The 24251-nt window shown below is 64.2% G+C and carries 19 protein-coding genes; 7 read left to right on the forward strand and 12 right to left on the reverse strand.

Annotated elements, in window-relative coordinates; genetic code table 11:
* Positions 1-2: 2 nt before the first annotated feature.
* Together ACSFC5_RS13355 and ACSFC5_RS13360 are read right to left on the reverse strand one after the other, a co-directional pair.
* The gene (locus ACSFC5_RS13355; RefSeq protein ID WP_440765744.1) at positions 3-1070 is read right to left on the reverse strand and encodes a DUF354 domain-containing protein; all 1068 of its coding nucleotides are present in this window, start codon (positions 1068-1070) and stop codon (positions 3-5) included.
* 6 nt (positions 1071-1076) lie between these two features.
* Positions 1077-2477: a nucleotide sugar dehydrogenase gene (locus ACSFC5_RS13360; RefSeq protein WP_440765745.1), complete on the reverse strand. Its 1401-nt coding sequence runs from the start codon at positions 2475-2477 to the stop codon at positions 1077-1079.
* A 342-nt stretch (positions 2478-2819) separates the two neighbouring features.
* Here ACSFC5_RS13360 and ACSFC5_RS13365 point away from each other — a divergent pair, with 342 nt between their 5' ends.
* Positions 2820-3461: a helix-turn-helix transcriptional regulator gene (locus ACSFC5_RS13365; protein ID WP_440765746.1), complete on the forward strand. Its 642-nt coding sequence runs from the start codon at positions 2820-2822 to the stop codon at positions 3459-3461.
* 755 nt (positions 3462-4216) lie between these two features.
* Positions 4217-6025, forward strand: a complete 1809-nt coding sequence (gene glmS / locus ACSFC5_RS13370; RefSeq protein ID WP_440765747.1) for a glutamine--fructose-6-phosphate transaminase (isomerizing) — start codon at positions 4217-4219, stop codon at positions 6023-6025.
* Positions 6026-6145: 120 nt separating this feature from the next.
* On the opposite strand, the gene ACSFC5_RS13375 is transcribed toward glmS, so the two are convergent.
* The 4 genes from ACSFC5_RS13375 to ACSFC5_RS13390 form a co-directional block, all read right to left on the reverse strand.
* On the reverse strand, positions 6146-6769 hold the full coding sequence (locus ACSFC5_RS13375) for a class I SAM-dependent methyltransferase (protein WP_440765748.1): 624 nt from the start codon (positions 6767-6769) through the stop codon (positions 6146-6148).
* Positions 6770-6953: 184 nt separating this feature from the next.
* Positions 6954-7103: a hypothetical protein gene (locus ACSFC5_RS13380; RefSeq protein WP_440765749.1), complete on the reverse strand. Its 150-nt coding sequence runs from the start codon at positions 7101-7103 to the stop codon at positions 6954-6956.
* A gap of 105 nt (positions 7104-7208) precedes the next feature.
* Entirely contained in the window at positions 7209-8150 is a 942-nt protein-coding gene (locus ACSFC5_RS13385; protein WP_440765750.1) for a carboxypeptidase regulatory-like domain-containing protein, read from the reverse strand.
* Positions 8151-8780: 630 nt separating this feature from the next.
* Positions 8781-9761 carry a glycosyltransferase family 2 protein gene (locus tag ACSFC5_RS13390; protein WP_440765751.1) on the reverse strand — a complete coding sequence of 327 codons (981 nt, stop codon included), beginning with the start codon at positions 9759-9761 and terminating at the stop codon, positions 8781-8783.
* Between the two features lie 342 nt (positions 9762-10103).
* Here ACSFC5_RS13390 and ACSFC5_RS13395 point away from each other — a divergent pair, with 342 nt between their 5' ends.
* Entirely contained in the window at positions 10104-11090 is a 987-nt protein-coding gene (locus ACSFC5_RS13395; protein ID WP_440765752.1) for a glycosyltransferase family 2 protein, read from the forward strand.
* A gap of 96 nt (positions 11091-11186) precedes the next feature.
* Here the strand turns inward: ACSFC5_RS13395 and ACSFC5_RS13400 are convergent, their stop codons facing one another.
* Both ACSFC5_RS13400 and ACSFC5_RS13405 read right to left on the reverse strand, forming a co-directional pair.
* The gene (locus tag ACSFC5_RS13400; RefSeq protein WP_440765753.1) at positions 11187-12305 is read right to left on the reverse strand and encodes an FkbM family methyltransferase; all 1119 of its coding nucleotides are present in this window, start codon (positions 12303-12305) and stop codon (positions 11187-11189) included.
* A 225-nt stretch (positions 12306-12530) separates the two neighbouring features.
* Positions 12531-13208: a hypothetical protein gene (locus ACSFC5_RS13405; protein ID WP_440765754.1), complete on the reverse strand. Its 678-nt coding sequence runs from the start codon at positions 13206-13208 to the stop codon at positions 12531-12533.
* A 218-nt stretch (positions 13209-13426) separates the two neighbouring features.
* Here ACSFC5_RS13405 and leuS point away from each other — a divergent pair, with 218 nt between their 5' ends.
* The 4 genes from leuS (at position 13427) to ACSFC5_RS13425 (ending at position 18265) form a co-directional block, all read left to right on the forward strand.
* A complete protein-coding gene (leuS, locus tag ACSFC5_RS13410) occupies positions 13427-16156 on the forward strand; it encodes a leucine--tRNA ligase (protein WP_440765755.1) in 2730 nt (909 codons plus the stop codon).
* 193 nt (positions 16157-16349) lie between these two features.
* Positions 16350-16646, forward strand: a complete 297-nt coding sequence (gene ddfA, locus ACSFC5_RS13415) for a DdfA family disk-determining factor (RefSeq protein ID WP_440765756.1) — start codon at positions 16350-16352, stop codon at positions 16644-16646.
* 120 nt (positions 16647-16766) lie between these two features.
* Positions 16767-17558: a J domain-containing protein gene (locus ACSFC5_RS13420; RefSeq protein WP_440765757.1), complete on the forward strand. Its 792-nt coding sequence runs from the start codon at positions 16767-16769 to the stop codon at positions 17556-17558.
* A 101-nt stretch (positions 17559-17659) separates the two neighbouring features.
* Positions 17660-18265, forward strand: a complete 606-nt coding sequence (locus ACSFC5_RS13425; RefSeq protein ID WP_440765758.1) for a DUF420 domain-containing protein — start codon at positions 17660-17662, stop codon at positions 18263-18265.
* Between the two features lie 149 nt (positions 18266-18414).
* On the opposite strand, the gene ACSFC5_RS13430 is transcribed toward ACSFC5_RS13425, so the two are convergent.
* The 4 genes from ACSFC5_RS13430 to ACSFC5_RS13445 form a co-directional block, all read right to left on the reverse strand.
* Positions 18415-18933, reverse strand: a complete 519-nt coding sequence (locus ACSFC5_RS13430; RefSeq protein ID WP_440765759.1) for a polymer-forming cytoskeletal protein — start codon at positions 18931-18933, stop codon at positions 18415-18417.
* Between the two features lie 187 nt (positions 18934-19120).
* Complete coding sequence (locus ACSFC5_RS13435; protein WP_440765760.1) at positions 19121-20269, reverse strand: pyridoxal phosphate-dependent aminotransferase; 1149 nt, start codon at positions 20267-20269, stop codon at positions 19121-19123.
* A gap of 14 nt (positions 20270-20283) precedes the next feature.
* Entirely contained in the window at positions 20284-20739 is a 456-nt protein-coding gene (gene ribH / locus ACSFC5_RS13440) for a 6,7-dimethyl-8-ribityllumazine synthase (RefSeq protein ID WP_440765761.1), read from the reverse strand.
* A 123-nt stretch (positions 20740-20862) separates the two neighbouring features.
* Complete coding sequence (locus ACSFC5_RS13445) at positions 20863-24105, reverse strand: type 2 lanthipeptide synthetase LanM family protein (protein WP_440765762.1); 3243 nt, start codon at positions 24103-24105, stop codon at positions 20863-20865.
* Positions 24106-24251: the final 146 nt, after the last annotated feature.

Genomic DNA, 24251 nt, shown 5'->3' on the forward strand with positions numbered 1-24251 from the left:
GGTTAGCGTGGATTGACCGCCGGCGTCGAATCGTTTGCTACGCGTGTGCGCGCATGCGTCTCAATCTGCTTCACGACGAACGCCGTCACGTCGATCCGCTCCTCGAGCAGGCGTTCGCGTCGCCGTCCCCACGTTTCCGCGGGTTGTGCGAGCGCGGAGTCGATCGCCTCGAGCGCACGAGCGTGGCGATCGTTGCCGTTGCAGCCGAACAGCAGTCCGTACTCGGCCTCGAGTTCGGCGGTGTAGCCGAGCGAGAGCGGGTTGACGTAGACGGCCGGCGTGCCGAGCACCGCCGCCTCGGTCGCGGTCGTCGCGCCCTCGCTGACGACGATATCGGCGTGAGCGAGCAGATCGTGCAACCGTTCGGGTCGCGTCGAAAACTGGTACGACTCGAGGTCGGCCGGCGGCTCACCTTCTGCCGTGAGCAACACCTCGAGACCGGCGTCTTCGAGCCGATCGATCGCTTCGCGCGGATCGTCGAACCCGCCGTGACCGACGTCGTGGGACGCTTCCCAGCTACTGAGGCGAACGACGGCGAACGGGTCGTCGGGACCGAGACCGACCGACTCGAGGACGGCCGGATCGGGATCGAACCGACTCGGATGGAGGTAGGCGAGTTCGTGATATCCCGGGTAACGCACCTGGCTCGACCCAACGTCGTCGCGGTAGCACGCCGGCGTACAGATCGCGTCCGCGAACGGGTAGGCGAGTTTCGTGATGAGCGTCGCGTGTTCGGTGTCGTAGAAGACGACGCTCTTGGTACGCAAAACGGACGCGACGTGAGCGGCGGCGACGCCGCCGATGGCCGTAACGACATCAGGATCGATCCGTCGCGCCCGGGCCAGCAGGCGCGTCTCGTAGGTCGCCTGCACGGTGGCCAGCGAGAGCAGCGAGTCCGACTCGCCGGCGAGCACCTCGTGGTCGATATCGTACGCCTCGAGCAGCGCGATGGCCACGTCGCTCTCGCGAGCGAAGACGTGGACCTCGTGTCCCCGAGCGTCCAGTTCCTCGATCGGATTCCGGAAGAAGTGGACGTGTCCGGGGTGTTGAATCGTAATCACGACTCGCATTAGCGATCACAACCTCCGGTAGACGAATCCCGCGTCGTGGGCCGCGTCCGCCCCGTACGTTCCCGTGACGTCGATCAGGGCGGGATTCTCCCCCAGTTCGGCCGCGACGGCCTCGAGATCCAGCCGTTCGAACTCGGCGTGTGGCGTCGCGAGGAGGACGGCGTCGAAGCCCTCGAACGAAAGCGTCTCCTGGACCTCGAGGTCGAACGTCTCGTGTACCGCATCGGCGTCCGCGAACGGGTCGAAGCCCTCGACGTCGATGTCGTACTCTCGAAGCGCGTCGACGACGTTCGCGACTTTCGAACTTCGGATGTCCCCGACATCGGGTTTGTACGAGAGTCCGAGAACCAGCACGCGACTCTCGCGAAGGGTCTTGTGACACTGGTTGAGCGCCTTGATCGTCAGATCGGCGATGTGGTCCGGCACTGACTCGTTGACGTCGCGACCGGCGCGGATGAGTTCGGGCTCGTAGCCGTCCTGGGCCGATCGGTGGGCGAGGAAGTAGGGATCGACCGGAATGCAGTGGCCGCCGACCAGTCCCGGCCGGTAGTCGTGGAAGTTCCACTTCGTGCCCGCGGCCTCGAGAACCGCCTGCGTGTCGACGTCCATCCGCTCGAGCGCCATCGAGAGTTCGTTGACGAACGCGATGTTGAGGTCGCGCTGGGTGTTCTCGACGACTTTGCACGCTTCGGCGACTTCGATCGAGGGCGCGCGGTGGACGCCCGCGTCGACGACCGACTCGTAGAGCGTCGCGACGTCGTCGAGCACTGGGTCGGTTTGTGCGCCGACGACTTTGACGACGTGTGCGAGTCCGTGTTCGTCGTCTCCGGGCGTCGCGCGCTCCGGCGAGTAGCCGACGAAGAAGTCCTCGCCCGCGGTGAGGTCGGACGCGGACTCGAGGGCCGGAATCAGCACGTCCTGGGTCGTCCCCGGGTAGACGGTCGACTCGAGGACGACCGTCGTGCCGGCGGTCAGTTTCGAGCCGACGGTGGTCGCCGCGCTCTCGACGAAGCGCAGGTCCGGCCGGTCGTCGTCGTCGATCGGCGTCGGTACGGCGATGATGACGTAGTCGGCCTCGCCGATCTCGGCGGCGTCGGTCGTGTAGGAGATGTCGCCGTCCTGGATCGCCTCGTCAGAGAGGTCGCCCGTGGTGTCGACGCCGTCCTGAAGACGCTCGACTGTCGATTCGTCGATATCGTAGCCGATGACTCGGTAGTCCGACTGCGCGAAGCCGACCGCAAGCGGCAGGCCGACGTAGCCGAGTCCGACGACGCAGATCGTCGCCTCCCGGACGGACTGCTCCTCGACGTGCTCGAGGGTGGTCCCCTTCTCGCTCGATTGCAGGGGTAGTCGGTCGCGCTCTCGATCGTCCGTTCGATTCTCGGTGTCGCTGATTGTCGTGGTCATAGATGATACGTGGTTTCTGGACCGTCACACCCGCTCGTGTGACGGTTTCCGTCCGAAACGGTTCCGTTCGCGTTCCTCATCCATGCCGAGACAGTTCGGGCGGTTTACTATAGCCAGAATAAACGGTTGCACCACGACCATCCGCTCGTGAGGCGATCTGCTGGGGGAGAGTCGGCGGCTCAGAAGGTTCGCGTCGATATCGCGCTCAGCGGCTTATACTGGTGTTAAACGGGGCTATACGGATTCATAATGAAGGTCCCGTACGACCGACGATTCGTGCGGTCAGTTCGATCACGACCGCCGTGATTCGGACCCCACGACCGCGTCAGAACCGTGAAACACATGGTTTCAACTTCCCAGATCGAACTCGAACCCGCGTTCGCCTCGATACGCGCCAGCGTGTCCTCGAGTACGGGTTCGGTGCCGATTCGACGACTCGACGTCCAGACGTTCGCATCGGTAGTTCCCAGCGATAGCGATCAGTTGGGTGGACCGGTATCCTGGCTGTCGATGCTACGCGGCGCATCGATCTGGGAAGCGGCGATGATTGCGGTTCTGTTCTTACTGATCAGCGGACTCGTCGGCATCCGTCTGCGAGAACTGCTGTCGAACCGCGAGGTCGAACTCTCCACGCACCCGCTGCTGTCACAGTCAGCGGACGAGTCGGCTGAGATAACTGGCACACCCACCGACGATCACCAACCCTACGAACAGTATCTCTCACCCGAAACACCGACCGAACTCCTGAGCGACAAGGGAGAGGTGGTTCGATTGCTCGTCGCAAATCACGGCCGCATTCGGCAACACCAGATCGCCGACGAAACCGGTTGGTCGAAGTCGAAAGTGAGTCGAATCTGCTCGCAGATGCACACCGACGGCACGATCGAGAAGACCTCGGTCGGCCGAGAGAACCTCATCACCCTGTCCGATCGAGAGCCGGAGACGGAAACGCAGTGTACCGAAACCGAAAAACCGATTCAGTGAGCACGCACCACACTCTCGCACCACTCTCGCACTGACTGAAACGGTTCGCATGCCGATCGCGCGAGCGGCGTGCGATCGGGTATCTCTCGATTCGACGGAGGCGATCGGTCGGATGCCGCCACGCACACCACGGTCGTCCGATCCGATCGCATTCGGTCCGTCGCTGCTGTCCTACACGACCGCTCGAGCCCAGCGTGCAGTTGCCGCCGTCGTCGTGACCGTCCAGAGCGAGGTGTCGCCTGATTCGGGTCGAGGCGGACTGGACTCGAACCCGTCGGCCGCCGGAGTCATCGCTTCCCGAAGACGGCACCTATGGCTACCGAAACACCTGTTACCGACGGAATCGGTGACTCACTATCGGTTTCGTATCGTTACGACTGTTCGGTCTACGAGGGAGCGAACGCTCCCGCACACGACGGGAGTCCCGCTATAGCGCTCTCGGTCGTGGGACAGCGTGACGATCCACGGCTCGTTTGCACGAACTGCAAACGAATTTTGTATTAGACGGACGATAGTACTCGGCTTATTCGTGGTATAGTAATGGCCGCTGTCGGTCTTGACGGTAGTAACGACCCGCCCCGTCTCGCAGTCGACGGGCGTGGGTAGGTGATATCAATGACATACAACCGTACTGTCCGTCAGGCAGCACCCACGCACCGACCGGGTACGACCGTCCCGAACGCGGCACCCGTTGCAGACCGTCTGACAAGCGCGACGAATCCGACGACCGCCGCTCGAGCGGAGGTGAGCGGCTGATGTGCGGCATCATCGCGCGTATCGGTCACGGTGACGCCGCGGAGACGCTGCTGTCGGGACTCGAAAATCTCGAGTACCGCGGCTACGACTCGGCGGGGATCGCCGTCCAGAACGGCTCCGGCGTCAAGGTCCACAAGTGCTCGGGCGAGGTCGACGACCTCAAATCGTCGCTCGAGAGCCAGCCCCACGGCAACATGGGGATCGGCCACACGCGCTGGAGTACCCACGGCCCGCCGACCGACGCGAACGCACACCCGCATACGGACACGGCCGGTGATGTCGCCGTCGTCCACAACGGCGTCATCGACAACTACGACGAGCTCCGAGCGGAGCTTCAGGCCAAGGGCCACGAGTTCGAGAGCGACACCGACACGGAAGTCATTCCCCACCTCATCGACGAGTACCGGACGGAGACCGGCGACAGCGAACTGGCGGTCCGCCGCGCCGTCGAGACGCTCGAGGGAAGCTACGCGATCGCCGCGATCGTCGACGGCGAGGAGGCGGTGTACGCCGCACGGAAGGGCTCACCGCTCGTCCTCGGACTCGACGACGAGGAGTGGTTCCTCGCCAGCGACGTCCCGGCCTTCCTCGACCACACCGACGAAGTGATCTACCTCGAGGACGGCGACATCGTCGTTCTCGACCCCGACTCCTACCGGATCTCCGATCTCGAGGGCACTCCTATCGATCGATCGACCGACACCGTCGACTGGGACCCGGAGGACGCGGGGAAAGGCGAGTACGACCACTACATGCTCAAGGAGATCAACAACCAGCCGACGTCGCTCTCGAACACGATCGAGGGCCGGATCGACGGCGGTGACGTCGCGCTCGAGGAGCTTCCGGCGGGCACGTTTGCGGACGTCGACGCCGTTCAGTTCGTCGCCTGCGGGACGTCCTACCACGCGGCGATGTACGGCGCCAACCTGCTTCGGTCGGCCGGGATCAGCACGGAGGTCGTCCGCGCGAGCGAGTACGCCTCGATGTCCGGACCCGTAGACGAGGGGACCCTCGTCGTCGCGGTCACCCAGAGCGGTGAGACCGCCGACACGCTCGAGGCCGTCCGCGAGGCGACCGCGCGCGGTGCCCGGTCGCTCGCCGTCACCAACGTCGTGGGATCGACGGCCGCACGCGAGGCAGACGACGCGATCTACATCCGCGCCGGCCCGGAGGTCGGCGTCGCCGCGACGAAGACCTTCTCGTCGCAGGCGGTCACGCTCGCGTTGCTCACCCAGCGACTCGCGGCCGACGTTCCGAACGCGACCCCTGCCGAGGACCGCGAGACGATGCTCGAGGAGCTGAAAGACCTCCCGGAACACGTCGAGCAAGTCCTCGAAGCGACCGACGCAGAGTCGCTCGCCCGGGATACCGTCGACAGCAAGTCGTACTTCTTTATCGGCAACGGCCTCGGCCACTCGGTGGCGCTCGAGGGCGCGTTGAAGTTCAAGGAGATCACGTACGAACACGCCGAGGGGTTCGCCGCCGGCGAGCTCAAACACGGTCCGCTCGCGCTCGTGACCGACGAGACGCCGGTGTTCGCGGTCGCCACCGGCAGCGGCGACGGGAAGACGAAGACGAACGCGATCGAAGCCCAGACCCGCGGCGCGCCGATCGTCGCGGTCAGCCCGGACGACCACCCGCTGACCGACGTCGCCGAGGTTCACCTGTCGATTCCCGACACCCACCCCGTCTGGGCCGGCCTACTCGCGAACGTCCAGCTCCAGTTGGTCTCTTACCACGCTGCGGATCTGCTCGAGCGACCGATCGACAAGCCGCGCAACTTGGCGAAGAGCGTGACGGTCGAGTGATCGAGACGCCGCGATACTGACGACTTTTCGCTGACGCCGTTCGTGCGTAACCTGCGTTTGCTCCTCGAGGCGTATCTATTCCTCCAGTATCGGTAGCGATCTGCCGAGCAGCGAGGAGCCTCAGGTCTCGAATCGATCGTGCTCGGAGACGAATCCGTTCGAACACGGCGACGCGCGACGTGGACGACAGAGCCGGCAGTCTGCGGGTCGAAGGGGACCGACGAAGACGGCCCGCGGAGAGCTACCGAGGCGACCGCTCGGTGCGTGGTAGACGATGTGTGAACCGACCGTCGACCGTGAGCGGTCACCGGCGACGCTCGCGGGGAGCGCGAAACGGTGACCCGAGGTTCGGGCGAGTCGCTTCGTACTCCCGGTCCGGATCCGCCCGTCGATATGCGTCCGTCGGGATCGGTTCGAGAAGCCCCTCGAGTCGAAAACCGGTCTCCAGTGCCGGCGAGAGCATCGCGGAGAGGAGCGCGATACGCTGGTGCGTCTACGCCCGCTCCGAACGAGTCCCACGCCGCCGGTGCCCGCTCCGTTTCGCGGGAGTTCCGGGCGTCGCCGTCCCCCTTCGAAGTCCGCGTGTGGGTGCTGGACCGACAGGATCAGCCAGCCACCGGGGCGAAGAACGCGACGGAGGCCCCGGAACAACCGGGCCCGCTCTCGGACGTGGTGAAACGGCAGCGAACTGGCGACGCCGTCGAACGCACCGTCCGCGAACGGACGATCGCGACCGAAGTTCACCCGAAGAAAGTCGGCGTCGGACGCCCGCTCGCTCGCCTACGCGAGCAGCCGACGACTGGTGTCGAGGCCGACGACGGCCGCACCGCGACCCTCGAGTTCGCGGGCGAGGTGACCGGCGCCACAGCGGGCGTCGAGGACGCGAGTTCCGAGCACGTCGGGACGCAACGAGAGAGAGAGTCGTCGGTCATTCGAGGGACGCGTCGGGCCGCAACGAGGGAGTCGCCGACCGCTCGAGAGACGCGTTGGCAGGTTCCGTTTCGCCCTCGCGATCGTAGCCGGTTGTTAGTCTATCGTACGCCCGGCGGACGGTCGGGAGGTCCGCGCCGTCTGGCATCGACTCCTCAACGTACGATTTCCCGTATAAACACGACCGCAATCAGTCGGATCCAACGTCCGAAACCGGCCGATTCGAGCGCCGCTCCGACGGCTCAGCGACCGGTTAGTCCTCCTCGAGTACCAGCGTGATCGTCTCGTCGTCGCCGTCGATCTCGACGTCGACTTCGTCGTCATCGTAGCCGTCCGCGCTCGCGATGATCGTGTAGCCGCCATCCTCGACCTCGAACTCGGCCTCGCCGTCGTCGGCCGCTTGCTCCTCGCTCGAGCCGAAGAACCCGGACTCCTCGAGTTCGACGGTGGCGTCGTCGATCGAATCGCCGTCCTCGTCCTCGACGATCGCCGTGAGCGTGTGCGTCCCATCGCCATCGTCGTCCGCCGCGAGTTCCAGCGTGACCGTCTCGTCGTCGCCGTCGATCTCGACGTCGACTTCGTCGTCCTCGTAGCCGTCTGCGCTCGCGGTGACCGTGTAATCGCCGTCCTCGAGTTCGAACTCGGCCTCGCCGCCGTCGGCCGCTTGCTCCTCGCTCGAGGAGATATCGCCGTCGACCTCGACGGTGGCGCTGTCGATCGAATCGCCGTCCTCGTCCTCGACGATCGCCGTCAGGGAGTGGGTCTCGTCGTCGTCCTGGTCGTCGTCGCCACTCTGATCGTCACCGTCGTCCTGATCGCCACTCTGATCGTCACCGTCGTCCTGATCGCCGCCGTCGCCGGCGTCCTGGTCGCCTCCGTCGTCTCCGCCACCGCTATCGGAATCTCCGTCGTCCGTGTCGGAACCGTCGTTACCGTCTCCGCCGGTCTCGTCTTCGTCGCCGTTTTCGTCGTCGGACCCCGAGCCGTCGTCGCCCGAGCCGACGTCATCGACCGGTTCGTCGGCGTCTCCCCAGTCGTCGTTGACCGCACCGAGCGCGCTCCCGAGGGAGGCGCCGCTGGCGGCGAGTGCGAGCCCGGCTACCAGGAAGACGATCCCGCTGACCGTGAGCAGTACCTGTATACCACGCTGGGCGGACCGCGTCCGTGTCGCTTGCTGGTTGACGTTGGGGCACATTGTTGGATGTTGAATGACAGTGGATTACGTGCTCGTGGCGTCGTCCGTTCGTGACGTCTTCGACTGTTCCACAGCCGGTCGCCGCCATCTCGTCGTCCGTCCGAGAGCCGTACCTACAAACTGGTTCGGTGACGTGGCTGCGGGTCGGTTCGACGGAAATCGAACCGGAGGAACGGTCTGTGCACGCTGATGGGGGAAATACCCACCGCGTACGAGAGAGATGACGTTCACTACCGGTTCGTTTCGTCTTTCGGCGGTTCACTATACCGCAAATAAGACCGTTTCGTCCGATGAAACAGTCCGCAACGCTACTAAATCGAGCGGGACGACGCAGGACGCTACTGCCGTTACGACGGCGCTCGAGGCCCGACGCGCCGGCGAGGACCGTCTATCGCGGTCGGGACGCCTCGGCGTGGCGTCACACCGAGCGTGGCGACGCGTTGTCGTCGAGCGTATCCGTCGATCGTCGATCCGAACGTACGAGCGGCGTGTCGCCTCGCACGACTCTCGAGCGGGGTACGGTCGGTCAGTCCGAGGCGATCGATTTCGAATCCGGGGCCGCTCGAGGGCGATTATACGGTGGATAACGGCCACGATGAACCCGATGCGTCGCGCGGATGGAACGCGTTGCTACTCCGCGAGTCGGTGATCGGTCACCCGGTCGAACTGGGTGTGAGAAATCGTGTCGCGAACGGATCGAACCGCGTCGAGTGCCGACGATCCGAGAACGGCGAAACAGCAAATCGCGAGGCTGGCGGGCGACGGGCGGTTTTTTGTGGCCTCCCACCCGTACCGAAGCGCTCGCCGTCGGTTATCGCGTTCGATCTCCGTCCAGCCCCAGGAAAGGTGTCGGTCGTACTGCAGTTGCCGTTCGATATCGGGGCGGCGGTCGATCTCGTCGCGGTACTTCGACCAAATCCGCCCGAAGATATCCGCGCTTCCGTCGAGTTCGAGGTGTAGTCGATCGCTCCGCTCGATCGCGGCCGCCGCCGACACGTTCGAGTCGTGGAAGTGCCGTACGACCAGGGGCTCGTCCACGTACTCGTACTCGTACTCGCGGGCGATCCGAATGGCGAGATCCCAGTCTTCCCCGCAATCGAAATCGGTATCGTAGTCACCGACCGTCTCGAAGCACTCGGCGCGGATCATGTGACTCGAGTAGGGCTTGAGATCGAACCGGGCGAGGATCTCCGGATAGATTTCGCCGCGGATCGACGGCGTGTAGATGCCGACTGTTCGGCCGTTCTGTCGGACGAGACCGCCGGTGTAGACGACGCCGCAATCCGGATTGGTTTCCATGACGGCGAGCTGTTTTTCGACCTTCCCGGGATCCCAGCGATCGTCGTCGTCCAGAATACAGACGTACTCGCCGCGGGCTCGCGCTATCGCCAGGTTTCTGCTCGCTGCGATTCCGAGTCGCTCGTCGTTGTAGAACGGCCGAACGCGCTCGTCGTCGTACCGCTCGAGGACGGCCCGCGTCTCTTCGACGGGCGGATCGCAGACGATCACGACTTCGATCTCGTCGTGCGTCTGCTCGAGGGCCGTTTCGACCGCGCCCTCGACGAACGACGGCCGGTCGTAGGTAGGAATAATAACGCTGACGAGCGTCACGATCGTGACTCACCCGTCGAGCGGCACTGGTGGAGAGTGGTGTGCCTACGCGCTACTGAACACATACCGTGAACGATCGCCCAGAGATACTTATCCGTGAATTGGATTCTCAGGCGTTGATGAGCTCTCGCTGCGAGTACTGTCCGATTTAGATTGAAAGTCAGAACAATTGAAGGTAACTTGACCACAACCGACGCGGGCAGTCGAACCGGGACTGTAGCCCGTTTCGGACCGGTCACTGTCCGGATTCGGCGACTATCTCGAACGGAATGCTGTTGCTACTTTTTACGTTCCCGCTCGAGTGACCGAACAGTGATCGAACGGACGGTATTTCGAACAGCTATGAATGAATACAGCACACACGACGAGCGGCGAGAAGAGGGCGAGAAGAGTCAGGAGTGGGACGGTGAGGCGCGCGAGTGGCCGCAGGTTTCGGTGATCGTCCCCGTCTACAACGATCCGACGGGGCTTCGGGATACGCTCGATTCGCTGATCGAACAGACGTATCCGACCGACGCCCACGAGGTGCTCGTCGTCGATAACGGTTCGACGGACGAAACACCGGCCGTCGCAAGGGAGGTTGCGGACGATCACGAACGGATAACCGTCCTCGTCGAGGACGAGATTCAGAGCTCTTACGCGGCGCGAAACAGGGGCATCGAGCACGCGGGCGGTGAGATCCTCGCGTTCGTCGACGCGGACATGATCGCCGAGGAGGAGTGGCTCGCCGACGCCGTCCGTGCGTTCGAACGGACCGACGCCGAGTACATGGGCTGTAACGTCGAGATGGTGCCCTCCGAGGATGGCGGCTCGCTCGCGGAACGGTACAACGTGCGGACCGGGTTTCCCATCGATCACTTCATCGAAAACCTCGGATTCGCACCGACGTGTTGCCTGCTCGTCCACCGATCCGTGATCGACGACGTCGGACCGTTCGACTCGCGGCTGCTCTCCGGCGGGGACCGGGAGTTCGGTCACCGGGTTCGCGACTCCGGCCGAGAGCTCCAGTTCGCGCCGGAAGCGACGATATACCACCCGACGCGGTCGACGGCCGACGCAATTTTGCGAAAGTCGCGACGCGTCGGCCGGGGCGTCTACCAGCTTCGCGTGTTCCATCCCGATCGATACGACAGTGCGGTTCCAGTCGCGCTCAATCCACTGCCGTACCTCCCGCCCCGACCCGAGCGAGTCCGCAACGTCGACGGCTGGAGCGACTTCTCTCGCCGAGAGAAGGTGGGATTCTACCTGCTATCCTACGCACGTGGGATCTGCAACGGGCTGGGTCGGCTCGAGGAGACGGTTCGGAGACGCGTGCGCGCCTCGTGGTGAGTTCGGGCCGGCAGTCGAACGCCGCTCACGTCGATTGGGGCGTATCGCCGCCTCGCTGCGAGTCCTCGACGCGAGCGTACTCGAGGAGGCGTCGACTTACTTCCGCGCGATCAGTTCGATCGAGTGATCGCTCTCGGCCATCGCCCGCCGGAGGTCGTCGAAGCTCTCGACGTCGCACTCGAGACCGTGCCAGCGTCTCGCGTCCGGGACTCCGGCGGCGGCGTCCGTCCGAACCGCCGAGACCACCTCGAACCCGTTCGTCGCGAAGCGGTCGACAATCCCCGTCTTCGATACCGGCGAGAGATCGAGCGGGTGCAGTTCGGCGTAGACGACCGTCGGCCCCGGCGCTTCGAGGACGTCGGTTAGTCCCTCGAGCACCGCGGCCTCGTAGCCTTCGACGTCGAACCGGACGACGTTGATCGAGGCGGGATCGACGTCACGGTCAGCGAGATACCGATTTCCGGTGGTCTGTTCGACCGAGACGGGGTCGCTCTCGCCGCCCTCGAGCGTCGCTGTCGACGAAACGCCGCCTGTCGCCGCCGAAACGCCGTCCGTCGCCGTCGAAACACCGTCCATCGCCGACGCTGAAACGCTATCCTGCGCCGAGGAGCCCGCGCGAACCTGATGCTGGTTCGAGTGCGTACTCAACCGCATCTCGACCGTCCGCTCCTCGTCGCCGAAGGCGAGTCGCTCGACGTCCGCGAGGTCGGCGTAGCCGTTGCGCTCGAGGTTGTGCTCAAGGAGGGCGACGTTCGACGGAATCGGTTCGACCGCGTGGATCCGCGCTCGGTCGCCGAGGATTCCGGCTTCGATGGTACAGAAGTAGCCGATGTTCGCGCCCACCTCGAGGACGCGAACGGGACCGTCGATGGCCGCGGCGAGGCGCTCGAGTTCGCGTGCGAAGGCCGTCGACGAGCGGTACTCGTGGACGCCGTAGGCGAGCAGCGTCCGCGAGATGCCGGCGTCGGCGGTGTCGACGACCAACTCGTGGTCGCCGACGGACACGAGTTGATAGCGTCGGTTCTCGAGTCGGAAGGCGTAGTAGGGGTTTCGGCCGGTCGTCAGCTCTACGACCGAGCCGACGGCCGCACCGAGTCGACCAGCGCGCAGGAGCCGGGCCAGTTTTCGGGCCTCCAGCCCCAGATACTGTGCGATCTGCGGTGCGTCGTCGAACACCGACCGGATGCGTTTCGCGGACGTTCGTGTTACAGTCATCGGTCCGGTAGGGCAGATTGCCGCGTCGGTCGAGTACCCGTTCCTGAGTCACCCATCGCTAGCTCGAGTTAATTCACGAGTGCGGATAAGTCTCGAGGCGTCTTTCGACTCGTGAGAGCGGCTCTCGAGCGGGACTCGAGAGCCGGCACAGCGACGGCTCGGTACACGACTCGGAGCGGAGAACAGCGACGCGAACAGCGAAGGTGATCCGTCGAACTCGATCGATTATCCGTCATCGAACGGGCCGCCGTCGTCGAACGGACTCTCTGGACCGTCGTCGTCGAACGGGCCGCCGTCGTCGAACGGACTCTCCGGACCGTCATCATCGAACGGGCCGCCGTCGTCGAACGGACTCTCCGGACCGTCATCGTCGAACGGACTATCGGGTTCGTCGGTCCCATCATCATCCTGACCGGGCACCCCATCATCGCCATCCTGTCCGGGCGGGTCGTCGTCCTGTCCGGGCGGCCCGTCACCGTCCGGACCCTGCGGGGCATCATCGTCGTCCGAATCGTCCGGCGAGTCGGTCTCGGCCGCTTCGTCCGGATCCGACTCGTCATCGGATTCGAGATTCGAAGCCGTCGACTCGTTGTCGGTCGACTCGTTATCGGCCGATTCGTTGTCGGTCGACTCGTTATCAGCCGATTCGTTGTCGTTGGAATCGTTGTTGGGCTCGAGGTCGGTCGACGGCGTCTCGGTAGCCGAGTCGTTCATCGGCGACTCCTCGGACGAATTCTCCGACGGTTCTTCACCCGGGCCGAGCAGCCCCGGTCCCATACTGGGAATAAAGACCATTGTCAGCGCTCCGAACGTGAGCAAGACGATGAGGACGGTTACGAGCAACGTTGACGCTGCCGGTAACGGATCGTCGTCCGGCGTCGGACCGTCGTCTGAACGAGCCATTCGGTCGATTATTCGAGCCCGACAAGCTTTGTTAAGCCCAGCCCACATCGATCGTCGCCGATCCGCGGGATCGGTATCCAAAGGATTCGACTCTCGCGAGAGCGCGACAGCGGGCACCGGCGAGAGACCTGAACCGCCGCGCGGGTGGACGATCCGTCTCGGTGGCCGAACAATGATATAGCCGGCTCACCCACTATTCGTCAGGAACGCCCGTTACAATGACGAACCACTACGATCACGCGCAGGTCCAGGAGTTCTGGCAGTACGTCTGGGAGCGCGACGACGTCTACACGTTGGCCGAAGACGCCGAGGACCCGACCTACGTTCTCGGGATGTTTCCGTACACCTCCGGGACGCTCCACATGGGGCACGTTCGAAACTACGCGATCACCGACGCCTACGCTCGGTATCGCCGGATGCAGGGCGACGACGTCCTCCACCCGATGGGCTGGGACGCGTTCGGACTCCCCGCGGAAAACGCCGCGTTCGAGCGCAAGACCGACCCCCGATCGTGGACGGAGGCGTGTATTCGTCGGATGCGCGAGGAACTCGAGACCATGGGATTCGGCTACGACTGGTCGCGAGAGATCACCACCTGCGAGCCGGACTACTACCGGTGGAACCAGTGGCTGTTCAAACGCCTCTACGAGGCGGGTCTCGTCGAGTACGAAGCCGCGTCGGTCAACTGGTGTCCCGACTGCGAGACGGTGCTTGCGGCGGCTCAGGTGGAGGAGCGCGAGGTCGAACGAAGTGAGACCTCGGAAGTAGCGAGCGGCGGAGCCGCGACTCGCGAGCACGAGCGGGTCTGTTGGCGCTGTGAAACCCCCGTCGGCCGGCGCGAACTCGACCAGTGGTTCTTCACGATCACCGACTACGCGGAGGAACTCCACGACGACCTCGAGGCGCTCGAAGGCTGGCCCGACGGCGTCCGCGAGATTCAGCGCAACTGGATCGGGCGTCAGGAAGGGTCTCGCATCTCGTTCGAAGTGGCGGACTACAACGAGGGGTCGGTCGACGTCTTCAGCACTCGTCCGGAGACGGTCTACGGTGCCACGTATCTCGCCGTCTCGCCGGGCCACGACCTCGCGCGGGAACTCGCCGAGACGGACGACACCGTCGCCGAGTACGTCGACGCGGTTCGCGAGCAGGATCCGAGCGAGGTCGGGTTCGCCGGCGTCGAGACGGACGCGACGGCGATCCATCCGCTCACCGACGAGGAACTGCCGGTCTACGTCGCCGGCTACGTCTTAGCGGACGTCGGCACCGGGGCCGTCATGGGCGTTCCCGCACACAACGAGCGCGATCACACGTTCGCCGCGGAGCACGACCTCCCCATCGAGCAGGTCGTCTTCCCCAGTACTCCGGACGAACGGAAGAGCCTCGAGGACGGTCCCTACACCGACGACGGAATCCTCGAGCACAGCGGCGAGTACGACGGGCTCGAAAGCGACGTCGTCCGCGAACGGGTGGTCACCGAGCACGACGCGCTGACGGAAGACGTCACCTACCGCCTGCGCGACTGGCTGATCTCCCGACAGCGCTACTGGGGGACGCCGATCCCGGTCGTCCACTGTGAGGACTGCGGGCACGTCCTCGTGCCCGACGAGGAGCTCCCGGTCGAACTGCCCGAGTTCGTCCGGACGACGGGGAACCCGCTCGAGGCCCACGATTCGTTCCGGGAGACCGAGTGCCCCGACTGCGGCGGGCCGGCCCGGCGCGAGACGGATACGATGGATACGTTCGTCGACTCCTCGTGGTACTTCCTGCGATTCCTCTCGCCGCATCTGGAAGACGCACCCTTCGACACCGAACTGGCCGACGAGTGGCTGCCGGTCGATGTCTACGTGGGCGGCGAGGAACACGCCATCCTCCACCTGCTCTACACGCGATTCTTCACGAAGGCACTGGCCGATCTGGATCTGCTCGATCGGCGCGAACCGATTACGGAGTTAAAGAGCCAGGGAACGGTGCTGTACGACGGCGAGAAGATGTCCAGTTCGAAGGGGAACGTCGTCGCCCCCCAGGAGTACGGCGCGGAGACGACGCGGCTGTTCGTCCTCTCGGCGGCCCATCCCGAACAGGACTTCGAGTGGACCGCGAACAACGTCCGTGGCGCTTACGATCTCCAACAGACGCTGTACGGTATGGCTACCGCGTTCGTCGAGGAGGGCAACACGCGGGTCGAGCGGCTGGATCACGACGAGTACATCGCCCGCGAGATCGACCGAACGATCGCCGCGGTCACCGAAGAGTACGACCGGTTCCGGTTCCACCGGGCGGCCACGGAGATCCAGGAACTGGCGCGAGTGCTTCGACGCTACCGCGAGTACGACAGGCCACACGGCGAGGTCTACCGCCGCGGGCTGTTGGCGCTGGCCGCGCTGATCGCCCCGATGGCACCCCATCTCGGCGAAGAGTGTTGGAACAAACTCCGAGGCGACGGGCTGGTCGTCGAAGCCGACTGGCCCGAACCCGAGGGTGGTCTCGAGGACTACCGACGCGAGCGCCAACTCGTCGAGACCACCCTCGCGGACGTCCGGGACATCGTCGACACCGCGGCGATCGACGATCCGGAACGAATCGAACTCGTCGTCGCTCCGGCGTGGAAGTACGAGGTGCTTCGGATCGCGGCCGACTACGCCGACGAGGAGCTCGCAGACGGCGATTCCGGTTCGCTCGTCGATCGCGTCCTCGAGACCGACGCCGTGGCCGAACTCGCGGTCGACCGCGAGCCCGTCGCGACGTTCGTCGCCGATCTGGCCGGCCGGGACGACCGCGCGGATTTCGAGTCCGTGCTCGCAGCGGCGGACGAGCTGGCGATCTTAGAGCGCAGTCGCTGGCTCGTCACCGACGAGTTCGACGCCGACATCGTCGTCCGCGGCGCGAGCGACGACGACGAACTGGCGGAGCGGGCGCGGCCGGGAAAACCCGCGATCCGCATTCGGTAACGATCGATTACACTGTCAATCCGCCAATATCAATTGCTGACTTCCCGCGTCAGCGAATCGGTCGCTCGATCGAAATCGCCAGGGGATGGGTTCGTCGCGATTCCTTCGATATCGAAGGTGACTGGCCGTATTTTTGTCAGAATCGAGATCAGGAAGGACAGTTTTATTCCATCGGATTCGGTAGGGTACCAGTATGACGGAGGGGGACGGCGACAGTGTCGATACGTCGTGTGACCAAGTGCCAAGTCAGAAGGTTATCAGAGCTATCGCTGCGGCCGAAGGAATTCCACCCGAGCAGTTGCACCCACCAACGTACGAATCGCTGCACACGGTCGTCGATCCGGAAGCACTCGACGCACTCTTTGCGCGCCGTTCCGACGGCGCACCCCGACCCGGCGGTGAAGTGACGTTTCCGTTCTGTGACTACGACGTAACCATCGAACGAGACGGCTCGGTCGTCCTCGAGGAACGCTCAGACTCGTCGGAGTAGCGATAGTTGACGCGCTAGTCACGTATTACGGACGTCGAGCCACGGTGCTCGCCAGCCAGTATCGACTGGCGCTCGCCGGACGGAAAGACTCTTTTCGTCGAAGGGGCGTAGTACGGAACGATGGAGAGCCACTACGAGGCCCTCGGGCTGTCGCCGACCGCCGACGAGCGGGCGGTTCGGCGAGCCTACCGCTCCTTGTTGAAAGAACACCATCCGGACCAGGGTGGCTCTCGAGAACGCTTTCTCCGGATCAAGACCGCCTACGAAGCGATCGTCGGGGAACAGCCACTCGACGGTCCCGAAACCGACGGCGGCACGATTCCACCCGTGTGTGACGGCGCGAGCGGTCCCCGGCAGGCCCCACCGACGTACGACCCCGACGCGCGTTCGGCCGACGAGTCGGCCGTCGACAGCCACGAGACGCTGACGGTCGGCGGCCGGCATCTCACGCTCACCCTCTCGGCGCTGGTCCACGATCTCTCCCTCGCCGACCTCGTCGACGAACACGTCCCCGTTGCGACCGATCGAACGGTCGCCTTCTTCTGCGTTCACAACACGAGTTCCCAGCCCCGCTGCTGGCGAGGGAAGGCGAACACGAGTTTCATCGGCGACGACGGCTTTCTGTACGAGGGCTCGAGTATCGTCACCCCACACGCCGAGCAGTTGCCCGAGCGGTGGTGCGGTACCGACGTCGAGATTCCGCCCGGCCGGGCGCTCGACGCGGTCGTCATCGCCCAGGAGATGCCGGCCGACGTTACCGTCGAAACGGTGCTGTACACCCAGCACGCGAGTGAAACAGGTGATAACGCGCCCGACGGAGTCGACGAGCCCACCGAGGATACCGAACGATACCTCTTCGAACTCCGGCCGCTCGTGCGCGAACGGCTCGATCGGTTCCCGTTTCGGACGTAGCTGTGTCGCTGTCTGACAGCCGAGACGGGTTCGCCGGCCTCCGGGACTACCGTAGACCCGGAACAACAAGACAAATACGGACCCTATCCTAACCTTCGATAATGGCAACCGCCGACGCGAAACGACGGCTCCGAGAGCGGCCGATGGGTGTCACAATCGTCCTGTCGATCGTCGGCTACGCGCTCGTCATCGGCACGTTCGTGCTCGACCTGCCGATCTATCCGGACCTCACGCTCGGACAGGTCAACTTCCTCACGCACGCGATTGCCGTCATCAACGCGGCCACGACGGTGTTGCTCGTCGCCGGCTGGTACTGGATCCGCGTCGACGAGGTCGAGAAACACCGGAAGGCGATGATCAGCGCGTTCGTGTTGATCCTCCTCTTTCTCGTCACCTACCTGACCCGCGTCGGCGGCGGCGACGGCGAGAAGCTGTTCGTCGGTCCCGACCCGGTCTACTACGCCTACCTGCTCATGCTGGCGATCCACATCTTCCTCTCGATCGTGGCCGTCCCGGTCGTGCTCTACGCGTTGATCCTCGGCTTGACGCACACGCCCGCGGAGCTTCGGGGGACGTCCCACGCCAAAGTCGGACGGATCGCCGCCGCCTCGTGGGTTCTGAGCCTCGTCCTCGGCGTCGTCACCTACCTGCTGCTCAACCACGTCTACAGCTACGAGTTCGGGATCGTGGTCGCCCCGCTGTTCTGACTCGAGTCGATAGCCGTGAGAAACCACCGTCACCAGCCGAGCGATGCGGAGACGTGGCCTAATTCGCCGCCGAATCGGACGTCGATTCAGTACCGCCGACGGCACGAATTCACGCGTTCGGACTCCGCGTAGCCGTCGGCTTCGAATATCTATCCGGTTTCGTTCACGTCGCCGTCGACCTCCGCGGAATCGGCGACGTCGACGGACTGGCCGGTGACGTCTCCGTCGACCTCGGCATCGTCCTCGAGCACGACGTCCCCGTCGGCGTCGACGTTCCCGCCGACTTCAGCGTCCTCCTGAAGCAAGACGTCGCCGCCGGCCTCGAGGTCGCCGTCGACTTCCGTGTCGGGACTGAGAACGACGTGCCCGCCCGCGGCCACGTCCTCGGCTTCCGCGTCCTCTTCGAGTCGGACGTGTTCGCCGGCGTCGACGGCGCCGTCGACTTCCGCGTCTCGCTCGAGCACGACCGAACCGCCGGCGATAACGCTCCCGTCGAGGAGGAACTCCTCGGGGACGACGACGTCGTCGCCCGTCTCCACGTCTCCGATCTCCTCCTCGACGGTCACAGCGCTTCGGTCCTCGATCGGCCACGACTCGTCGATTTCGCCGTCGGCCTCGAGCGGACTATAATCGTCGTCGACGGCTTCGTCGTCTTCCTGTGCACTCATCGCGTTAGCCGTCGCTCCAACGACGAGTGTTCCGCCCGTTACCTGTAGAATACGTCGTCGAGTCGTCTCTCGTGACATCACTGGTTGCTGGCTACCGGGAGAGAAATAAAAGGCCCACCAGCAGTTCCGCACTGTCACGGACGGCAACACGACGTGGCGTGGCCGTCTCGTCGCGCGAGACGGGCGCTTACAGGTAGCCTTCCTCGGCTAGTCGCTCGATCCCTTCCTCGAGTCGCTCCTCGCTCGCGGCGTAAGAGATTCGCGCGTAGCCGGGCGTCCCGAACGCGCTGCCGGGGACGGTGGCGACGTGGGCGTCCTCAATCGCCCCCTCACACCACGCCTGATCGTCGTCCGCGACGGGCAGCATCATGTAGAACGCACCGTCCGGTACGGCGACGTCGACGTCGTAGTCTTCGAGCAGGTCGACGACCAGTTCGCGGCGTTCCTCGAACGCTTCGGTCATCTCCGCGACGGCTTCGTCGGTGTTCTCGAGTGCCTCGATGCCGGCGTGCTGGACGAAGTTGACGGCCGAGGAGACCGAGTGGCTGTGGAGCTTGCCGGCCTGGTCGATCAGTTCCTCGGGACCGGCGAAGTAGCCCAGCCGCCAGCCGGTCATCGAGTAGGCCTTCGAGAAGCCGTTGACGGTGATCGTGCGCTCGGCCATCCCCTCTAGCGTGCCCAGACTCGTCGGCTCGACGCCGTAGGTAATCTCCTTGTAGATCTCGTCGGAGATGACGGTGATGTCGTGTTCGACGGCAAGGTCGCGCACGCCCTCGAGGGCTTCGTCGGAGTAGACCGCGCCGGTCGGGTTCGACGGTGAGTTGACGATCAACAGTTCAGTGTCGTCGGAGACGGCGTCCGCGAGGTCGTCGAGTGCGGGCTCGAGCTGGAAGTCGGTCTCGGAGAGGTCGACGCGAGTGAGGTCGCCGCCGGCCATCTTGACCATCGCCTCGTAGGAGACCCACGCGGGATCGAGCAGGGCGACCTCGTCGCCGTCCTGGATAAGTGCCTGCACGATCTCGTAGAGGGCCTGTTTCGCGCCGGGGGTGACGATGATCTCTTCGGGGCCGTGATCGAGGCCGTCGTCGGCGAGTTTTTCCGAAATGGCCTCGCGCAGGTCGATGATCCCCGCGGAGGTCGTGTAGCCGGTATGGCCGGCGTCCATCGCGTCCTGGCCGGCGTCGATGATGTTCTGGGGCGTCGGGAAGTCGGGTTCGCCGACGCTCAGGTCGACGACGTCGGCGCCGTCGTTCTCGAGTTTAGTTGCCAGCGCGGAGATGGCAAGCGTTGCGGACGGTTCGACTCGGGTCAGGCGGTCGGTGAATTCCATGGACATTGTGCTGAGTTGCGTTACGCTGAATCTGGGGTTACGTCTGGGTCTACGTCTGAATCTGAATCGGGATCGGGGAGTTCGTCGACGAGATCGAGCGCGCCGTCGACGGCTTTCGCCGCGTTCTCGACGCGTTCGCGGGACTCGGCGGCGGACATACCGGGTCCCGTCACGCCGAGCGTTACCGGGGTGTCACGCTCGAGGCTCACGTCGGTGAGCCGCTGGGCGGCCGCGTCCGTGATCACCTGATCGTGATCCGTATCGCCGGTGATGACGGTCCCGATGACGGCGACGGCGTCGACGGCCTCGAGGCGGGCGAGTCGGTCAGCCGCCAGCGGCGCGTCGTACACGCCCGGTACGGTGACCGTTTCGTACACCTCAGCGCCCGCGGATTGGGCCGCCTCGAGTGCCTCCTGTTCCATCTGCTCGGTGATCGGACGGTTGAACTCCGCGACCACCAGTCCGAGCGCGGTCATATGCCAGCGGTGGAGAGGGTGAGTAAAAGAGGTACCGTTCTTCGCGGACGACACGCGAGCAAGCCAGTCGACTCCTTCGTATCGATGTCCGCCGGTCGATGTCGGCGTCACCGGCTCACGGACTCACTCGAAGAGAAGGACACACGGGAGCGACTTCGGCTCTACGACCCGTAGCATCGTGTACGAGATACCCGCGAGCCCGCCGAGAAACGACGGATTAGCGAGATGGGTCTGTTCGTCGGACGTGCGGAAGGCTCCGATCGACGCTTTCCGGGCGAGACAGCCCTCCAGCGCCGTTTCCGGAGCCGTCACGCGACGCTCGGTCCGTCTCGCGGTGGCGTTGAGAAACTCGACGCGACCGCAGTTCCCGTCGGCGAGGTCGTCTACCGGTAACAACTCGTCGGCGGCGATCCCGTCGAGGGCTCGCGAAAGGTCGCGTTCAACGAGTTCGTGATCGACCGCCGCCCGCATCCCGAGTCGCGAAAGACCGATTCCGGTGCGGCCGTAACTCCACCGATCGGTGAACTCCTCGTCAGCCCAGGGTCGACGATCCCGCCAGTTCGAGGCTCTTTCAGAGTACTGCCGTGTCTCGAACTCGACGGCTTCTATCGCCGCGGACAGATAGGCCTCGTCGCCGGTCGCTTCGTACAACCGGGTAAGCGAGTACGCGATTCCGCTGGCGCCGTGTAGAAATCCGGTCAAGGGCGGACACTCATCGATCGTGTTCCACACGCGGTATCCGCCCGCGGATTCGGATCGGTTGGCGAGCAACTCGTCGCCACACTCAGTCGCAATCGACACGAGTTCGTCGGATTCGTACCGCTCGTCGAGCGCGAGGAGGCCGAGGATGGTTCCCGCCGCACCTCCGGAGACATCGTACTGTGTATCGGGGCCGAACGCGTCCGTCCGTATCGACCGGGCGGCCCGAACACCCGTTCGGAGCATCGCTTCGTCGTCGAGCATCGCACCGACCGTCGCGATTCCGTAGATCACGGATCCGATACCGGTCACTCCACCGTGTTTCGACATCGACGGCGTGACCTGAGCGGATCGGACCGAACGAAGGGTCGGTTCGGTCACGTCCCGCGCGACGGTCGCGTACCGCTCCTCGTCGGTAAGTTGGTACAGACTGGCAGACAGAAGTGCGACGCCACCGGTCCCGACGTGCAGCGTCTCGTCGAACGGATGAATCGTCAGTCGATCGGTCGTGTCGATCGACTCTATCCACGTCCAGTTCAGTTCCTCGCTTCCCCGCGACGAGCCGAGTCGACGAATCCGCTCGAATAGCGCCGCCGCTTCGGATCGAAACGACGTCTCGTCAACCGACGGTTCGTCGGATCGAACGGCTCCGCCGAGATCCGGCGAGGGATCCGGTTTCGCCCCGAGCGCTCCTCGGATCAACTCGAGTTGCGTATTCATGTCCGCGACCGAAGCCGATTCGATCCGGTCTCGGCTTCGGCTGATCCCGGACGCTCCGGCGTCGACTCCCGTCGCGTCACCGCCGAAGTCGATCCTCGTTCGATCGGTTTCGGACGTGAATCGAGGCGGATCCAGTCGTCGTAGTTCGACTCGCTCGGAATCGTAGAGTTCCCACGGAACGTCGCCCGAAACGGTCCCGTCGCAGAACGGAACCGCCAACTCTTCCATCGCCACACCGAACCGGAACCCGTCACTGAGCGAGGCTCGCGAACACATCTTCCGTAGGAGGGTCGCGTACACCTGCGTCGGTCTGTACACGATTCTGTTTTCGACCGCCGAGAACCGATCGAACAGTCCGATCTCGTCGAACAGCGTCCCGGAATCTCGCAACTCGAGTACCGATCTGTACGTCTCTTCGAACCCGGTGGTGACCGCCGTCACGTACTCGTCAGGCGGCCGTCCACGGCCGTCAACCTTCGGCACGTTATCGCTCCGGTCGATGGCCGGATGCTCGCGTTCGACCGTCATCACGTCGGTGTTGACGGCCTCGAGATAGGGCGAACTGACGTGGGTTAACGTCGCGTCGTCGTCGGAGATACCGATCCCGGCCATCAGTGCGGACGTATCTCCGCCACCGAGTTCGGTGATCGAACCACCGATCTCGTACGGCAACAAGAGGCTCAACAGAACGTTGTTCCGGACGAACCGCTGAACGCCGGTCGGCATCGGGGAGCGGTCGGGCCCGATATACGGGTGGAAAATCGTCTCTGCGTCGACGAGTGCGGGAGTCGAGCCCGCACTAACCAGATTCTCGAGATGACAGTCGGTAAACTCGAGGACGTACGCGAGGCAACTGAGAGCACCGGCTCGGCGGTAGTAGCGTTCGACATCGCGTTCGGTTCGACAGTCGCGTCGTTCGATCCACTCCATCCACCCGTATCCGTCCCGACACACGTACGTCGGATCGATACCCACCGTAACCGGTAAGTACTCGTCGAGATCGTCGAGGACGTCGTAGAACGTCGCACCGGCCCCGACGCTTCGAGGTTTGTAGGCGACTGTAACACCGGACTCGAACTCCACGCGCATTATCGCACGCCCGTCGCCGTGCGTGTCGTCCGCGAGGGAGTAGATTTCGACGACGTCGCCGAGATCGCCGTCCTCGGTAAAGCGCTCCGCGAGCAGTTCGCGGTCGGATTGCAGGCGGCGACTGAACTCTTCGAGATGCTCATACCACTGTCTGATCTGGGTCGTGAGGAGTCTAGCGAAGACTGGATATTCCGAACAGAGAGACGGGAACGCACCCGAAAAGAGCGCCTCGATAAACTGATCGTAGTACGCCGTCGGTAGCTCCGAGAACTCGTCGGGGTCCGCGTGAGCCAACGCTCGATCGTGTGCGGCGACATAGGTCTTGAATTCGACGTACAGTATCCGTGAAAATCGCGTCTCGAATCGAACCCGAAACCACTCCTGCATGATCCCGATCGTGTCGTCGGACAGCACCTCGAGAGCGACGTCGTCGAGTTGATTCCGGGCGTACTCCGCAACGGCTGCCGACAGCGAACCGAACGGCTTCTCTCGCTCGTTGTGAACCCACTGCTCCGGATTCGGAATCAAGTTCTCCGGGAATTCGTCCGGGGAGCGCGACTCGATTGCCGTTGCGAGCGCATCCAATCGATCGACCCAGGCGGGTATCTCCTCGCCTTCGGCCAGCGTATCGACGCACGCCGCTCGCCGTAGATCGTCCCGCGAGAACTCCCCGCGGTCGATCCGACGGTGAAACGATTCCTCGTCCGGATACTGCTCTCGCCACGCTTCGACGAGCTCGTCGGCCGTGGCGTCGTCGATAGCGTACTCGAACGCATCCGGCTCAGAGAGCCGTTCGAGGAGGGTTCGAGACTGTGCTGCGATTCGCCGTTGCTCCGTTTCGCTGAATATCTCGCTCATAGTGTTACGATGATCTCTCGCCGATCATATTATTTTTCCAATTAGTATGTATCTTATATATTGTCTGAGGAAATGGAAATACTGTCCTACTTCACGTAATTTAAGTGCCTATGGAGTCGACTTGGCGGATCACGTGGTGTACGCAG

The sequence above is a fragment of the Natronorubrum marinum genome (assembly GCF_052040125.1).
In the GTDB taxonomy this organism is placed as follows: domain Archaea; phylum Halobacteriota; class Halobacteria; order Halobacteriales; family Natrialbaceae; genus Natronorubrum.

Bases quoted from the DNA above. Each gene is read 5' to 3' on its own strand.
- ACSFC5_RS13405 (WP_440765754.1), bottom strand. From the start codon at position 13,208: ATGGCTCGTTCAGACGACGGTCCGACGCCGGACGACGATCCGTTACCG.
- ACSFC5_RS13380 (WP_440765749.1), bottom strand. From the start codon at position 7,103: ATGCCAGACGGCGCGGACCTCCCGACCGTCCGCCGGGCGTACGATAGA.
- ACSFC5_RS13365 (WP_440765746.1), top strand. From the start codon at position 2,820: ATGGTTTCAACTTCCCAGATCGAACTCGAACCCGCGTTCGCCTCGATA.
- ACSFC5_RS13395 (WP_440765752.1), top strand. From the start codon at position 10,104: ATGAATGAATACAGCACACACGACGAGCGGCGAGAAGAGGGCGAGAAG.
- ddfA (WP_440765756.1), top strand. From the start codon at position 16,350: ATGACGGAGGGGGACGGCGACAGTGTCGATACGTCGTGTGACCAAGTG.
- ACSFC5_RS13430 (WP_440765759.1), bottom strand. From the start codon at position 18,933: ATGAGTGCACAGGAAGACGACGAAGCCGTCGACGACGATTATAGTCCG.
- ACSFC5_RS13355 (WP_440765744.1), bottom strand. From the start codon at position 1,070: ATGCGAGTCGTGATTACGATTCAACACCCCGGACACGTCCACTTCTTC.
- ribH (WP_440765761.1), bottom strand. From the start codon at position 20,739: ATGACCGCGCTCGGACTGGTGGTCGCGGAGTTCAACCGTCCGATCACC.
- leuS (WP_440765755.1), top strand. From the start codon at position 13,427: ATGACGAACCACTACGATCACGCGCAGGTCCAGGAGTTCTGGCAGTAC.
- ACSFC5_RS13385 (WP_440765750.1), bottom strand. From the start codon at position 8,150: ATGTGCCCCAACGTCAACCAGCAAGCGACACGGACGCGGTCCGCCCAG.
- glmS (WP_440765747.1), top strand. From the start codon at position 4,217: ATGTGCGGCATCATCGCGCGTATCGGTCACGGTGACGCCGCGGAGACG.
- ACSFC5_RS13400 (WP_440765753.1), bottom strand. From the start codon at position 12,305: ATGACTGTAACACGAACGTCCGCGAAACGCATCCGGTCGGTGTTCGAC.
- ACSFC5_RS13420 (WP_440765757.1), top strand. From the start codon at position 16,767: ATGGAGAGCCACTACGAGGCCCTCGGGCTGTCGCCGACCGCCGACGAG.
- ACSFC5_RS13425 (WP_440765758.1), top strand. From the start codon at position 17,660: ATGGCAACCGCCGACGCGAAACGACGGCTCCGAGAGCGGCCGATGGGT.
- ACSFC5_RS13360 (WP_440765745.1), bottom strand. From the start codon at position 2,477: ATGACCACGACAATCAGCGACACCGAGAATCGAACGGACGATCGAGAG.
- ACSFC5_RS13435 (WP_440765760.1), bottom strand. From the start codon at position 20,269: ATGTCCATGGAATTCACCGACCGCCTGACCCGAGTCGAACCGTCCGCA.
- ACSFC5_RS13445 (WP_440765762.1), bottom strand. From the start codon at position 24,105: ATGAGCGAGATATTCAGCGAAACGGAGCAACGGCGAATCGCAGCACAG.